Origin of the sequence: Komagataeibacter europaeus LMG 18890 (assembly GCF_000285295.1) — a bacterium.
GTDB lineage: Bacteria > Pseudomonadota > Alphaproteobacteria > Acetobacterales > Acetobacteraceae > Komagataeibacter > Komagataeibacter europaeus.
Window position 1 is genome coordinate 1 of record NZ_CADP01000076.1, and the last position, 14,348, is coordinate 14,348.

The 14,348-nt window shown below is 59.3% G+C and carries 13 protein-coding genes and 1 tRNA gene; 8 read left to right on the forward strand and 6 right to left on the reverse strand.

Annotation, left to right across the window (positions count from 1 at the left end; genetic code table 11):
• The 3 genes from GEU01_RS24620 to GEU01_RS15925 form a co-directional block, all read left to right on the forward strand.
• Nucleotides 1–369, forward strand: a 369-nt coding sequence (locus tag GEU01_RS24620) for an IS4 family transposase (RefSeq protein ID WP_269719726.1), incomplete at its 5' end; no start/stop codon positions are given.
• The gene (locus tag GEU01_RS23010; RefSeq protein ID WP_081499996.1) at nucleotides 370–1,026 is read left to right on the forward strand and encodes an autotransporter outer membrane beta-barrel domain-containing protein; all 657 of its coding nucleotides are present in this window, start codon (nucleotides 370–372) and stop codon (nucleotides 1,024–1,026) included.
• 82 nt (nucleotides 1,027–1,108) lie between these two features.
• A complete protein-coding gene (locus tag GEU01_RS15925) occupies nucleotides 1,109–1,714 on the forward strand; it encodes an invasion associated locus B family protein (RefSeq protein ID WP_019086866.1) in 606 nt (201 codons plus the stop codon).
• A gap of 242 nt (nucleotides 1,715–1,956) precedes the next feature.
• On the opposite strand, the gene GEU01_RS15930 is transcribed toward GEU01_RS15925, so the two are convergent.
• On the reverse strand, nucleotides 1,957–2,316 hold the full coding sequence (locus GEU01_RS15930) for a hypothetical protein (protein ID WP_019086867.1): 360 nt from the start codon (nucleotides 2,314–2,316) through the stop codon (nucleotides 1,957–1,959).
• A 158-nt stretch (nucleotides 2,317–2,474) separates the two neighbouring features.
• Nucleotides 2,475–3,146, reverse strand: coding sequence for a hypothetical protein (locus tag GEU01_RS15935; RefSeq protein ID WP_231290073.1), 672 nt, complete (start codon nucleotides 3,144–3,146; stop codon nucleotides 2,475–2,477).
• A 546-nt stretch (nucleotides 3,147–3,692) separates the two neighbouring features.
• On the opposite strand from GEU01_RS15935, the gene GEU01_RS15940 reads away from it, so the two are divergent.
• Nucleotides 3,693–3,905: a hypothetical protein gene (locus GEU01_RS15940; protein ID WP_026018798.1), complete on the forward strand. Its 213-nt coding sequence runs from the start codon at nucleotides 3,693–3,695 to the stop codon at nucleotides 3,903–3,905.
• Between the two features lie 142 nt (nucleotides 3,906–4,047).
• Here GEU01_RS15940 and ilvD read toward each other — a convergent pair whose 3' ends face one another.
• Nucleotides 4,048–5,910: a dihydroxy-acid dehydratase gene (gene ilvD, locus GEU01_RS15945; protein ID WP_026018799.1), complete on the reverse strand. Its 1,863-nt coding sequence runs from the start codon at nucleotides 5,908–5,910 to the stop codon at nucleotides 4,048–4,050.
• A 195-nt stretch (nucleotides 5,911–6,105) separates the two neighbouring features.
• Between ilvD and GEU01_RS15950 the strand changes: the two genes are divergently transcribed.
• Together GEU01_RS15950 and GEU01_RS15960 are read left to right on the forward strand one after the other, a co-directional pair.
• A complete protein-coding gene (locus GEU01_RS15950) occupies nucleotides 6,106–8,232 on the forward strand; it encodes an AsmA family protein (RefSeq protein WP_019086870.1) in 2,127 nt (708 codons plus the stop codon).
• A gap of 93 nt (nucleotides 8,233–8,325) precedes the next feature.
• Nucleotides 8,326–8,400 (forward strand) — tRNA-Thr (locus GEU01_RS15960).
• Between the two features lie 153 nt (nucleotides 8,401–8,553).
• Here the strand turns inward: GEU01_RS15960 and GEU01_RS15965 are convergent.
• Nucleotides 8,554–9,117 (reverse strand): DsbA family protein, encoded by a 564-nt coding sequence (locus tag GEU01_RS15965; RefSeq protein ID WP_019086871.1) that lies wholly within the window; start codon nucleotides 9,115–9,117, stop codon nucleotides 8,554–8,556.
• Between the two features lie 364 nt (nucleotides 9,118–9,481).
• On the opposite strand from GEU01_RS15965, the gene GEU01_RS15970 reads away from it, so the two are divergent.
• A complete protein-coding gene (locus GEU01_RS15970) occupies nucleotides 9,482–10,849 on the forward strand; it encodes an 8-oxoguanine deaminase (RefSeq protein ID WP_081499997.1) in 1,368 nt (455 codons plus the stop codon).
• Between the two features lie 146 nt (nucleotides 10,850–10,995).
• Here the strand turns inward: GEU01_RS15970 and GEU01_RS15975 are convergent, their stop codons facing one another.
• Complete coding sequence (locus GEU01_RS15975; RefSeq protein ID WP_019086873.1) at nucleotides 10,996–11,760, reverse strand: SDR family NAD(P)-dependent oxidoreductase; 765 nt, start codon at nucleotides 11,758–11,760, stop codon at nucleotides 10,996–10,998.
• Nucleotides 11,761–12,459: 699 nt separating this feature from the next.
• Entirely contained in the window at nucleotides 12,460–13,434 is a 975-nt protein-coding gene (locus GEU01_RS15985; protein ID WP_332306324.1) for an SGNH/GDSL hydrolase family protein, read from the reverse strand.
• A gap of 609 nt (nucleotides 13,435–14,043) precedes the next feature.
• On the opposite strand from GEU01_RS15985, the gene GEU01_RS15990 reads away from it, so the two are divergent.
• Nucleotides 14,044–14,348: IS5 family transposase (locus GEU01_RS15990; RefSeq protein WP_042710742.1), on the forward strand; the 305-nt coding region annotated here is incomplete at its 3' end.

Here is a 14,348-nt window from a genome sequence, read left to right on the forward strand (position 1 = left end):
AAGCTTGAAGAGCTCCGCCTAACGACCGCAGGCCGGCTCGCAAACTGTATCGCCTTATGCTGCGTGGTGGCCTGGCGTATCTCATGGATAACAATGCTCAGGCGTGAATTACCAGGGACGTCGCCTTCTACCGTTTTTACAGATGTGGAACGCCAAATACTCGAACAGTTCACACCCATACGCAAACTCAGCACTTCACCAGACCTGGATTTTTACATCCGGGCAGTCGCCAGACTGGGTGGTTACCTTGATCGCGCTTCCGATGCTCCGCCCGGAACAACTGTTATCTGGAGAGGAATGTCTCGCCTGGCAGATATCGTTACAGGTGCTCTCTCCTATCAAATTACAGAAGAAAAAATTTATGGGTAACTGCAAGAAGGGACGGATGCCTACGGGCACAGCAACAACGTCACGGTTGGCGGCTATGCCGGGACGCACTGGGGTCATCTGGCCCTGCGCATGGGGGCGACCTATACCTGGGCGATGATGTCCACCAGCCGGAGCGCGTCCTTCCCCGGTTTCTATGAAAAGCTGAACAGCAGCTACAATGGCGGCGTGGCGCAGGGCTTTGGTGACCTGGGGTATCGCTTCGACCTGGGCAAGACCGCGATCGAGCCGTTTGGTAACGTGGCCTACGTCAACATGCATACGGACAGTTTCCGTGAACATGGCGGGGCGGCGGCGCTGAACGGGCGCGCCATCGATACGGGCACGACCTATTCCACCTTTGGCGTGCGCATGTCGTCCGTATTCCATGCGGGCAATGTCCTGCTGGTGCCCGAAGGCAGCCTGGCCTACCGTCATACCTTTGGTGCGACGGTGCCCACCACGCGGGAAGCCTTTGCCGCGGGCGGCAGTTCGTTCGATGTCGCGGGCGTTCCCCTGTCGCGTGACGCCGCCGTGCTGAATGCCGGGCTGCGCGCACACCTGACGGACCGTCTGGAACTGGGCATTTCCTATATCGGCCAGTATGGCAACAGGTCGGTGGATAGTGGCCTGCGCGGCCGTTTCGCCTGGAAGTTCTGACCGGGCGGCGACGTCCCTCTCTTGATCAATCACCATCTGGCCGGGCGCCCTGTTCCGGCCAGATGCCTGTATGGAATGTGGAATGAAGAACTGGAAAATCATGGCAGGCGCGGCAGCCTCCCTTGCCATCCTCGCCGTGGCGGGAACAGAGGTTGCCCAGCATGCCACGGCCTCCACCGCTACAGCCAGGACTGCCCCGGCGGCCACGCCTTCCGCACCGGCACCCGCACCGGCGACGCATCTGCTGCCTGGTGGCGCAACGTCCATCAATGAAACCTATCAGGACTGGCGGGTCATATGCCAGCAGACCGACAAGGCGGCGGGCTGCATCATGGTGCAGCAGATCATGGACAAGAAAACGCACCGGATGGTCATGAACATGGAACTGACCACCGATCCGCAGGGACTGCGCGGTGTTGTCGTGCTTCCGTTCGGGCTGGATCTGGGCAAGGGGGTCACGGTAAAGGCGGATAACGCACCCGTCGGGCAGCCGGTCGGCTTCAGGACATGCCTGCCGTCAGGGTGTATTGCCCCCTTTGCATTCGATGCCTCTGTCCTTGCGCGCCTGCGGACCAGCAAGACCATGCAGGTTGCCGCAGTTTCCACAAGCGGGCAGACCATTGCCTTCCCGGTATCACTGAATGGTTTTTCCAATGCGTTTGACCGGATCAGATCCATACGGAAATAGCGCTCCGGTTTTTCCCGAAACTGGTTTGCAGGCCTGCATGATGGCCTGAAATACAGCATTTTATGGATGTTCCGTCTGGAATGCTGTCGTGGTCGTCACGAAGCTGGATGATGATATCAGGACATATGCCGGGCATTGCCTGTTGCCAGTCAGCATGCCGTGGCGGCTGGACAACTGACCCATGATCCATTCGTGCCGAGCGTTGAAACCGGATGATCGCGGGTGCACGCATCGTTGTCGGCTTATCCGGGTTTCTTCCAGGCTTTCACGACACGCCCCAGCAGGGAGGTATTGCGGACTGGTAAGAAGCCCAGTTCTTCTTCCATAGCCAGCAGGTCCAGAAAAACCTGGCTGGCCTGAACAAGGGCCAGGTGGGTTTTGGTCAGGATATGCTCGGCGCCGAAGATGATTTCCATGTCTTCGAACTGTTCGGCAAGGTTGAGCAGGAATTCCAGCGAGCTGGAAAAGGTAATGGCCCGAAGCGTGGAAAAACCTGCGAACACGTCCAGCCAGTTCTGCTGGGCATGCGCGTCCAGTCGGGCCTGAAAGACAGTCAGGGGCGCAGGCTGTCGTGAGGGCAGGTTGGAAAGCAGGTCCGTCATGCGGGGCTCCGGCAGGCATGAAGGGGATGAGACCACCTACGATTGCGCGACTGGGGACCAGCGTGGGATCACGATAGGGAGAAATGTCATTTTTTCGGCGTCAGGGTGTGTCCATTGTCAGACAGTTGCGGACAGACCCCACGAATGCGGAAAGGCCCCTAAGGGGAGTGCGTTCGCGCTGTCGTGGTGGGTGATGGCAGGTCGGCCGAAATGCCGCTTTTGGACAGGGCGATGGTCACGTCTATCGTTTCCTGATTGACCTGCGCGTCAAATTCCCGGTCCACCACCGGGTTCTGCGCTATCGTCATCATGTCGCCAAAACGCAGGTGCGCCCAGTCGATGCGGTCATGGGCCTGACGGGTCACGTCAAAGTTCACCATGGGGTGCCGTGTTCCGTTCAGGTCTGTGTAGGACCATGCGAAATGGCAGCGTGCGGGCGCGCCGCGCTGGGTAAACAGGGTATGGACGAAGCCGGGCGTCACATCCATCTGCAATGTGTTCATGAGATAACGCGGCGCCTGCTTCTGCAATGCGGGCGTTACCTGCGTATTGAACAGCCCGGCCTGAATCATTTCGGGCATGTGGGCCATGAACGTGGACTGGTTTATGGTCATTTCGACCACGCATGGCGCGGTCTGCGCAAAGCGGGTTTCAATACCCCATGCGTGTGCGGTCGTCTCCGTTCCCATGATGGGCGCGGGATAGGTGGCTGATGCGGCATGTGCCGCACCCATGCCACCCATAAGGGTCAGGGCCAGGACGGCACCATGCAGGGTCCACCGTGGCGGGACAGGACATTCGGAATGGGTCGGACGTGTCAGGCTAGGCAAGGGTCGGCACCGGTCTGTGTAAGGTCTTGGTGAATTGTCACGACGGCAGGAAACAGCTTTTGTCCCCCTGCTGTCACGGGGGGTATGGGCATGTCAGCCCTGCCCAGTATGGGCGACCCTCCACATCGTGGGCAAGTCCTGCCCTATGCCACGCAAGGGGCGGGTAATGGACTGGCATGTCAGTATATTGCATTTCATGGCAATAATTATTACGGACCATTCATGTTCTGCATGTATTGTTTTGTTATCTGTCTGTCCATATTGCCGCCAGTCATGGAAATGCCACAATAATCGTCTTTTTCATGCCCCGCGGTCCCGCTGCCACGCTCTGGCGGGGGCATGTCACATATCGCAGGCCATGGCTGGCAACTAATTGTGGCCACTGGTTTTTTTCAGGGTATGCGATGATGAAACTCCTTCTGCCCTGTCGCGTTTGCGGCGGGTAATGGAAATCAGAAGAATGTTGCCGGTGGCAGCCTGTCGATATGGCCTGCCCATGGGGTGGCCGTGCAGGCTGGCGCAACCGGCAGTTCGGGTCAGGGAACCATGTTTGAGTCAAAGATCATAGAAGTGGATGGCGTATTCGTGGGGGCGGCCATCATTACGGGCATTGCGTCCTCGCTGCGTTTTTACGCAACCCATGACAGCGTGCGCAGCCTGCACAACGCCATCCTGCCCGATCTGGTGGCGCTGAAGCAGCGGGTGACGGCGACATTCCGCCATATGGGGCACAAGGCCGTCACCTTCCGCGAGGTCTAGCCACCAAACGTGCGACGCCCCGGCGGGAACCTGTGTCCCGCCGGGGCGTCGGTGCTGTAAAAGACTGCCCCCTTTTTGCAAAAAGGGGGCACCCAAAAAAACCTTTATTGTTTTCAAACAGCCTGCCACGTCGCCGGATATATCAGCGGCTGGTACGGCGTCCAAGCTGGCTGACATCACGCACGGCGCCGCGCGCGGCGCTGGTGGTCAGTGCGCCGTAAGCCTGAAGGGCGACGGAGACTTCGCGCTGCCGGTCCGGCTGCCATGCACGGTCGCCACGTTCTTCCATTTCATCGCGGCGGGCGGCCAGTTCCGCATCGGTGACAGTGGTGCGCAGCACGCGGTTGGGAATGTCGATCTCGATCGTATCGCCTTCATGCAGGAGGCCGATGATGCCGCCTTCCGCCGCCTCGGGCGAGATATGGCCGATCGACAGCCCCGAACTGCCGCCAGAGAAGCGGCCATCAGTGATCAGGGCGCATTTCTCGGCCAGTCCCTTGGATTTCAGGTAGCTGGTCGGATACAGCATTTCCTGCATGCCCGGCCCGCCCTTCGGCCCTTCGTAGCGGATCACCACCACATCGCCCGGCACGATCTTGTTGCCAAGGATGGCGGACACGGCCGCGTCCTGGCTTTCAAAAATGCGGGCCGGACCGATAAAGGTCAGCAGGTTGTCGGCAACGCCGGCGGTTTTGACGATGGCGCCATCTTCCGCAAGGTTGCCGAACAGCACCGCAAGGCCGCCGTCCTGGCTGTAGGCATGTTCCGCATCACGGATCGCGCCATTGGCCCGGTCGGTATCCAGCGCCTTGTACCGGCTGGCCTGCGAGAAGGCTTCCGTGGTGCGCACGCCGCCGGGGGCTGCGCGGAAGAAGGTGCGCGCGGCCTCATCCACCGTATCGGCGCTGACATCCCACTGCGCCAGGGCTGCCGCCACGCTGGGGGCATGCACGTTGGGGGCGTCCATGTGCAGCAGGCCCATGCGGGCCAGTTCACCCATGATGGCGGGAATGCCACCGGCGCGGTGCACGTCCTCCATGTGGATATCCATGCGTGATGGCGAGACCTTGCACAGGTTCGGCACCTTGTGGGACAGGCGGTCGATGTCGGACATGGTGAAATGCACCTTGCCCTCATGCGCTGCCGCCAGCAGGTGCAGTACGGTATTGGTTGACCCGCCCATGGCGATATCGACCGACATGGCGTTTTCAAATGCGGCCTTGGTGGCGATGCCGCGCGGCAGGACGGTTGCGTCGTCGTTTTCGTACCAGCGGCGGGCGAGGGCGACGATCTCACGGCCCGCGCGCATGAACAGGTCGCGGCGGTCGGCATGGGTTGCGACAAGGCTGCCATTGCCCGGCAGGGCAAGGCCCAGCGCCTCGGTCAGGCAGTTCATGGAATTGGCGGTGAACATGCCCGAGCACGACCCGCAGGTGGGGCAGGCGGAGCGTTCGATCGTGGTCGACTGTTCATCCGTCACATCCGGACTGGCGGCCGCCACCATCGACGTGATGAGGTCAACCTGCTGTTCGGTGCCGTTATTGATGATCTTGCCCGCTTCCATCGGCCCGCCGGAGACGAAGATGGTCGGAATGTTCAGCCGCATCGCCGCCATCAGCATGCCCGGCGTGATCTTGTCGCAGTTGCTGATGCACACCAGCGCGTCGGCGCAGTGGGCGTTGACCATGTATTCCACCGCATCCGCGATCAGTTCGCGCGACGGCAGGCTGTACAGCATGCCGCCATGGCCCATGGCGATGCCGTCATCCACGGCGATGGTGTTGAACTCACGCCCGACGCCACCGGCTTCGGCCACCGCACCGGCCACAAGCTGGCCCAGGTCCTTGAGGTGGACATGCCCGGGCACGAACTGCGTGAACGAATTCGCAATGGCGATGATCGGCTTGCCGAAGTCACCGTCCTTCATGCCGGTTGCACGCCACAGGCTGCGCGCACCGGCCATGTTGCGGCCATGGGTCGTAGTGCGGGAACGATAGGCGGGCATGACGGTGACCTCTCGCGACAAAGGGGTTAGACAGGGGAACGATATTGCCTGACCGCATACAGGACGCGCGGCCTGCGCGCCAGTCCAAACCTGCCGTTAACCGTGGGGGTGGATACTGGCGGGGGCGGCAACTCCACCTGCGGCCATCCGTTCATCTGATACCTTACCCGTCATTGCACAAGGAGCGCACGCGGCATGCCAGAACCGGACCGTCAGGATGGATCACCCAGCACACGGCGGCGTGGCGTGCTGGCGCAGATACGGTTTCCGGTGCTGGGGGTTCTGGCGGTTGCCATGCTGGCGCTGGTCATCTTCTGGTCATGGGACTGGTTCATCCCGCTGGTGGAACGCCGGGCGGAGGCCGCGCTGGGCCGCAGGGTCACGATCGCGCACCTGCACGTGCATCTGGGCCGTGTGATCCGCGTGACCGCCGATGACGTGCATATTGACGAACCCGACGGGTTTGCCGCCCTGCCGCCATTCGCCACGGCGGACCACCTGATGGTGGGGATCAATCTGTGGCACCTGCTGGGGGGCGGGATCGACCTGCCGGTGATCGCGCTGGATCGGCCGGTCGTGGAACTGGATGAAAAGCGTGACGGCAGCGCCAATTACCATTTTCCCGGCGGCAGTGATGGCGGATCCACCGCCATGCCGCAGATCGGGGAACTGAACATTGCCGACGGGCAACTGCATTTCGTGCATGCGGGTCTGCGCAGCGACATGCGCGCGCAGGTGCATACCACACCGGCAAAAGGAGATACGCAGCCCCGCATCGTGGCGGAAGTGCGCGGCACCTATACCGGGCAGGCCATTACGGGACATTTTTCCGGCGGGGCGCTGGTGTCACTGGCGGACAGGACGAAACCCTATCCCATCGATGTCGATGTGCATCACGGCCCCACGCGCCTGACGCTGGCGGGATCGGTGGATGACCCGCTGTCGTTCCGTGGCGCGCGCCTGAAGCTGACGCTGGCGGGGCCGGACATGTCGCTGCTGTATCCGCTGACGGGCGTGGTGATCCCGCAGACGCCCACCTATCACGTGGCGGGCAGCCTGGACTACCATGACCAGCGCGTGCGCTTTCATGACTTCGAGGGCGTGGTCGGGTCCAGCGACCTTGGCGGTACGCTGAGTGTCGATCCCCATCAGGTGGTGACGTTCGTGGATGCCGAACTGCATTCGCGCCATGTGGACCTTGCCGATCTTGGCGGTTTCTTCGGGGCGACACCGGGGGATCATCCCTCCACCACGCAGCAGGCGGCGGAACAGAAGGCGCATGAGGCCAGTGGCGCCGTGCTGCCCACCACGCCCATCAACCTGCCCAGGCTGAAGGCCACCAATGTCCATCTGGCCTATCACGGGGACCATATCGAAAACCGGCATGTGCCGCTGGATAACATCGATGCGCTGGTGGATATCCGGGACGGGACGATCGATGTCCATCACCTGAGCTTTGGCGTGGGCAAGGGCACACTGGCCAGCAGTGGCACCTTCGTGCCGCAGGGCAATGGCGTTGATGCCCGCATCCGGGTCGACATGGAACAGATCGACCTGTCCCGTCTCATGCAGGCACTGGGCAATTATCAGGGGCAGGGGACGATTGGCGGCCATATCATGGTGCATGGTCATGGGCAGTCGCTGGCGCAGATCGTGGGCGATGGCAATGGTGGCGTGACCATGGCGCTGGATGAAGGCGGGGATATTTCCGCCATCCTGCCCGACCTGCTGGGGCTGGAACTGGGCAAGGCGCTGCTGTCCGCCCTTGGCCTGCCGGCCAAGACCGACCTGAAATGCCTGATCGCGGACATGCCGCTGCGCGACGGGGTGTTCCATACCAAGACCATGCTGCTGGAAACGGGCGATACCTCCACGGTGGGCAAGGGGGACATCAACTTCAGTGACAACACCATCAAATACGCCCTGCTGACCCGTTCGCGCCATTTCGCCATCGCATCCTTCCCCGGCCCGCTGCACATTACCGGGCCGCTGAAACATCCCAGCATCATGCCGGGGGCGGAGGTGATCGGCCGGGCCGTGGCGTCGGTGCTGACGGGTTTTGTCTTTTCCCCCGTGGGCCTGCTACCCACGATCGAGACAGGCGTGGGCAAGCAGTCGTCATGTGCCGAGGCGATCAGGGAAGTGAATGAAAATCCCGCCGCCGGGATCGCCCCCCATGCCTCGCGTCCCGTCCGGCATGCCGCGCGGGCGCGCAAGGCCGCCGCGGCACAGCAGGCAACCGGCACGGTTTCCGGTAACCTGAGCCGTGAGGAACGCGAACATATCCGCGCCGTATGGGCCCGGCGGATGGCCGCGCATTAAAGGGGGAATCCCTGCTTGACCATGCGGGGCATTTCGGCAAAAAGGGGAACAGAAGCAGTGAAGAGTCCGATCATGGGCATGCTTCATTGTCATGCCGGGTTAGCACAGTGGTAGTGCAGCGGTTTTGTAAACCGAAGGCCGGGGGTTCAAATCCCTCACCCGGCACCATCTTTCCCCAGAATACAGCGATCCACGCAATGCGCCTGTGGTGTGTAGGACCCTGCATTTATGAAAAAGATAAAAGTTTTCGAGTGCCGCCTTTTTTCAAAAAGGCGGCGTTCTTCTGTAGCTTTTTAAAAAAAGCTACAGAAGAAATATCCTTCAGGCAAAAATACGTTCCATCCATGCTTCGACCGTATCGCCACTGCTGATGGCAGGATCGATCAGGCCATCCACCATGAACGTGGGGGAGACGTGGATACCGTTCTGACGGCTGTATCTGCACTGCCACTTGATGGCTTTCTGCAATTCTGGCATGGCAAAGGCCGCCGCCAGCTTCACGCCGCTATACCGTTCGATCCGTCTGATAATGTCATTCGGCGTCGCATCCATGTTGGGACCGGCGCAGTGATCGGTAAATTCGAATTCCTCTCGGTGCGCCGCCACGGCGGCCATGACGGTGCGGGCTGTCTCCTTGCCCCCGTCCAGTGTGGCGGCCGCAAGGATGCACCGTATGATGACACCGGAAAACATGTGCCATGGCTGGGACTGCAGGCGGATCCTGATGGTGATCCGGTCCGCGCCGGCCTTTTCCAGCAGTTCAGGCAGTTTGTTGAAGGCGCGGCACGAAAACGGGCAGGTCGGTTCAAGGAAGACATCGAAAACACGCGGGCCATGGCCCCATGCAAGCGGATCGACATGCAGGGGAGACGGGGTTGCTGGCATTGCCTGGGTTCCTTCATGCTGGCGTGGCGAGGGGACAGTTTCCCTCCATGGAACATGGGCGGGGCCTGCCGGTTCATCCAATGTCTTTTTTACCCCACGGATGGGGCATATGCCTAATGGACCATGGTGTGCCGGTCGTGGTCTTTCATATAGGCAATTCGCTGGAAAGCCTGCATAAACGCAACATTCCCCTTTTCCAGAAATCTGCCGATGAGATATCCCGCAAAACAGGAAGAAGTTTTTGGTGAAGCTTTTTTCAAAAAGCTTCAGGGAACGTCGCCTTTTTGAAAAAAGGCGATACCCAGAAACTTTTATTATTTTCTATCAACTGGTTGTCTTGAACTCATTTCCAAGGTGGTAATGCATGGTCCGTACCCTTTTGCTCAGGAATGCGCTGCGTCTGGTTACGATGGATGAACAGAGGCGCGAAATCGAAGGGGGATGGGTACTGGTGCGTGACCGGCAGGTCGCGGCCATCGGCACGCCTGCAGACCCGTTGCCTGCCGCTGATGATGTCATTGACATGACGGGGCATGTGGTGATGCCGGGCATGGTCAATACCCACCACCATATGTACCAGACCCTGACGCGGGTCATTCCCGCGGCACAGGATGCCACCCTGTTCGGGTGGCTGCAGGCGCTTTATCCCATATGGTCAGGCCTGACGCCGGACATGATCCGCGTTTCCGCCTGCACGGCCATGACGGAACTGCTGTGGTCGGGATGCACTACCACCAGTGACCACCTGTACCTGTTTCCCAATGGTGCGCGCCTTGATGATGAAATCGAGGCAGCGGGACAGATGGGCATACGCTTCCATGCCGCCCGTGGCGCGATGAGTGTTGGGGAAAGCAGCGGCGGCCTGCCCCCGGATTGCGTGGTGGAGGACGAGGACGCCATCCTGTCGGATACGCAGCGCGTGATCGAAACCTATCACGACCCCGCACCACTGGCGATGCTGCGGGTGGCCGTGGCCCCGTGTTCGCCGTTTTCCGTCAGTCGTGACCTTATGCGCAATGCCGCCGCCCTTGCCCGCGCGACGGGGACGATGCTGCATACCCATCTGGCGGAAAACGCCAGCGACATTGCCTACAGCCGCGAGAAATTCAACATGACCCCCGCCGAATATGCCGAGGACACCGGCTGGATCGGCCGGGACGTCTGGCATGCCCATTGCGTGCAACTGGATGATGCGGGCATTCACCGTTTTGGCGCGACCCATACCGGCATGGCGCATTGCCCGTGTTCCAACATGCGGCTGGGGTCGGGTATTGCCCCCGTGCGCCGGATGGTGGCAGCGGGCATGCGCGTCGGGCTGGGGGTGGATGGCTCGGCCTCCAACGATGGCAGCCATATGCTGGGGGAAGCCCGTCAGGCCATGCTGCTGGGTCGTCTGCTGCCCACGGCTGACAACCAGCCCATGATGCAGGCGCGTGAAGTGCTGGAACTGGCCACACGTGGTGGCGCCAGCGTGCTGGGACGTGATGATGTCGGCTATATGGCCCCCGGCATGGCCGCCGATATCGTGGCGTTTGACATGCGCGGGATCGACCATGCGGGCGCACAGTCCGATCCGGTGGCGGCGCTGGTATTCTGTACGCCGGGGCGGGTGGCATGCAGCATCGTCAATGGGCGGGTGCTGATCCGTGACGGACAGTTTACGGCGCATGATCCGGTTGCACTGGCCCGGCAGCATAATGCGCTGGCCCGCGATCTTCTGGAAAAATCATGATAAAGCATTGATAAAAATCAATAAAACTTTTTTGGGTGCCACCTTTTTCAAAAAGGCGGCATTCCTTGAAGCCTTTCGGAAAAAAGCTTCACCAAAACATCTCTATGATTCCAAGGACATTCAGGGCGGTTACTCTGTCCTGTCGATCAGTTGCGTGAAGAGCGCCGTTTATAGGTGCGATAGCCCAGCCGCCCCAGAATTTTCATGACCGGCAGGCTGAGGTTGAGCAGTCCCTGCGATGCAAGGCAGGCATGGGTGAACAGTTTGTCAAAGACGGAACTGAAGATTTCCCGGCTGCTGCGTTCGCAGCATTCCATGATCCGTTGCGCCGTGACATCCGGTTCCTGCGGCTGGTCGATGAAATTGTATATCGACCCGCCTGCGTCCATTTCATGACGCAGCATCGGCGTGTTGACGCTGGCGGGGTAGATGGACGACACCTGTATGCGCCGGGGACGCAGTTCCTGTTCCAGTGCGCGGGCAAAACCGCGCAGGCCGAATTTGGCCGCCGTATAGACACTGCTGCCCGCCAGCGGAAAAACCGCGGCCATGGAATTGACGAACACGATATGTCCCCCGCGCCGCATCGCGGGCAGCAGGGCATTGGTCAGTTCAATGGGTGCGGTCAGGTCGACTGCAATCTGGTCGGCGATTTCCTGCGTGCCCATCTGGCCAACCGGCCGGGGTGTGATGATACCCGCGCAATGCACGATAACGTCGAGTTGCGGCGCATGCCGGGTAATCGTTCCGGCAGCCTGGCATATGCTGTCCATATTGGTCAGGTCGCATACGACCGGCGTGACACCGGGCATGTCCACCTGCGCCTGTCGGGATAATATGATCACCTGATAGCCACACCCGATCATGCGGCGTACCAGTGCCTGCCCAATGCCACCGGTTGCCCCGGTCACGACGGCGACCCGTCCTGTCGCGGGCTTGCCGATTCTGTCGTTTAAATAACTCTTTTCCAATGAACTACATACTTCCCTGACCGCAATGTCCTGTCGTAGCGCCTGATACGCGCCAGACCCGACATTCCGCAAGGGATTTTCCCTGCGGTGCAAGGGAATGCCAACCCCTGTCTGATCGTATCCATGATATCTGTCATAAAATGATACGTCGATAACCCTTCATTTCCCCACATCAATATACCGGCATACGCTGAAAGGGGCATGGATGGCATTATACTGTATTAGTGTTATGCCTGACATGTACAGCACCAGTCTGGCATGAACTTCGTGATGAAGTCGTCTAACGGGTGCAATCAGTGACTGGCGATCTGATCTGGAAGCATAGCGCGCGCCGTTTCAGGCCACACCATGAACGACCCATGTTGCAGGTCTGGCCGGGTCCGGCGCACGCAGCGACGTGTATCCGTGGCCGCATGCCGCCGCGATATCCCGATCCCATTTCATCCATACCGCCTGGAACGGCGCCATGCGGATCATCTGCCAGGTAGCAGGGCAAGGCTGCAACCACGATCGGAATGGCTATCTTTGCAACTGATGAGGCGATATATCGCCCGGATTTCTGGCTGCTGCGGTCATGGCCCGATGGGTCTGCAGACAGGCGTATCCACACCCCATGCAGGCATCGGATGAAGCCAGCTGCTACTGCGTCGCTGATGACGGCGCTGGCGCGGAGGGTGCCGCCGGTTTCGACTTCTGCGCTGCATCAGGCTGGTAACAGGCAATCAGCGGTTCCAGTATCTTGGCTGCTTTCTGATAACCGCTTGGGGTCAGATGCACGCCGTCATCTGCACGCAGGCGCACTTTTGATCCATCGACCCCTTCGCCATACGCGGAAAAATGTCCGTTGTCGGAAAAAGCTGTCCATAGCGGCACGAACTGGGCACCGTTCCTGGCTGCCTGATCCTGAAAAATAGTATTCAGGATGGCCATGTCAGCCGAGAATTCTTCATCACGCACCATGGGGTGCCCAACCCAGATCACCGGGATATGTGCGTTTTTCAGCGTTGTCATGATATCATGCACGCGCGCTGAATAAATTTTGGTAAAATTCGCCAGCTGAGCCGGATCAACCGCGCCATGCACCCTGACCGGGGGCCTGTCATTGGCGCCAAACATGACAACAGCAACATCGGCATGTTCGGTCGCCGCCAGTTTATGCACCTCATCCGGCCAGTTATAGAATGATACGGACACCAGGCCGGTGGAAATTTTACTGTGGTCCAGGACACGCATGTTCCTGTTGGTGCGATAAAGCCATCGCAGCCCGCCTGCCAGGCCCTGGGCCTGTGAATCACCAATCACCAGTATGCGCCCGGTTTCACCAGGCGATGAATGACAGACTGGTGCGGGGGGAGGGGAGGTCGCATCGGGGGATGCGGCAGGCGCCGCCTGCGCAGTCGCAGCAGGCGCTGCCGCAGGGGCAGGCGAACCGGATTGGGAAGTCCCGGTTGCGGCAGCCGGAGCGGGGGTTTGTGCATTGGCGCCAGTGCACAACGCGGAAAACAGCACAGTTGCGCACATCAAATGATGAAGCCGACCCTGAAAATTCTTTTTTAGCCAGCCGGAAGAAAAAATCATAAACGCCTCAAACGTATTCGTAACAGATTGGTGCATGACAACCGGGATTTAGCCAGGAAATCCTGATATCGATGATTTGTAATTATAATGCGGTTTCCAGGGAGGTGGAGCGGATTGATGAATCTTTATTGCACAACTCAACTACAGTAGTAAACAATATTTAATATTTTCCAAATATTGATACGAAAATACCAGAAATGGAAATACATGCATTTATAGACTTTCCTTTACTATGATCCTGTAAAGGCGTCAATCTTTCCCGAAACAACTCGCGACATTATCACTGCGAATGTGACTTTTTCTTAAGTAGAGTCCGGTCGGAAAGGATACGGACAAATGAAACATGGTCGATTTACGGAAGAACAGGATATCGGCATGCTACATTCCGCATAATGCACGCGGGTGATTACCTGCGGCCGCATGCCCGGGACGGGGCATGTCAAATACGTTTTCTGGAAACGGAGCGATAACCTTTTGTAGGGCTGTGTGAAAAGCCAGCCTCTGCGCCATCGTGTAAATCATGAAGAAGTTTCTGGTGAGGCTTTTTTCAAAAAAGGCGGTATTTAAAGGCTTCTAATTTTTATTTATCAGGGTCTGTTGGGAATTGTGCTTTTTCAAAGTCACCAAATGTGATTCAAAATCCGTATGGATCGCTTCGTACTGACAGACGCCCAATGGGCGAAAATGGAACCGCTGTGCCTTGGCAAGAAAACGGATCGGGGGCGCAGCGGGCAGGACAACCGTCTTTTTATCGAGGCGGTCTTATGGATTGCCCGGACCGGCAGCCCATGGCGGGACCTTCCGACGTATTTCGGGCATTGGAACTCGGTCTATTCCCGTTACAGCGACTGGATGAAAGCCGGTGTTTTCAAACGGCTTTTTGAAGCGGTCTCTGACGAGGCCGACATGGAATATGCGATGATCGACGGCACGGTGGTCCGGGTTCACCG

What these genes read in the sequence shown, in the direction of transcription:
- GEU01_RS15970 (WP_081499997.1), top strand. Translation starts at nt 9,482, where the DNA reads ATGGTCCGTACCCTTTTGCTCAGGAATGCGCTGCGTCTGGTTACGATG.
- ilvD (WP_026018799.1), bottom strand. Translation starts at nt 5,910, where the DNA reads ATGCCCGCCTATCGTTCCCGCACTACGACCCATGGCCGCAACATGGCC.
- GEU01_RS15985 (WP_332306324.1), bottom strand. Translation starts at nt 13,434, where the DNA reads ATGCACCAATCTGTTACGAATACGTTTGAGGCGTTTATGATTTTTTCT.
- GEU01_RS15950 (WP_019086870.1), top strand. Translation starts at nt 6,106, where the DNA reads ATGCCAGAACCGGACCGTCAGGATGGATCACCCAGCACACGGCGGCGT.
- GEU01_RS15930 (WP_019086867.1), bottom strand. Translation starts at nt 2,316, where the DNA reads ATGACGGACCTGCTTTCCAACCTGCCCTCACGACAGCCTGCGCCCCTG.
- GEU01_RS15925 (WP_019086866.1), top strand. Translation starts at nt 1,109, where the DNA reads ATGAAGAACTGGAAAATCATGGCAGGCGCGGCAGCCTCCCTTGCCATC.
- GEU01_RS15965 (WP_019086871.1), bottom strand. Translation starts at nt 9,117, where the DNA reads ATGCCAGCAACCCCGTCTCCCCTGCATGTCGATCCGCTTGCATGGGGC.
- GEU01_RS15940 (WP_026018798.1), top strand. Translation starts at nt 3,693, where the DNA reads ATGTTTGAGTCAAAGATCATAGAAGTGGATGGCGTATTCGTGGGGGCG.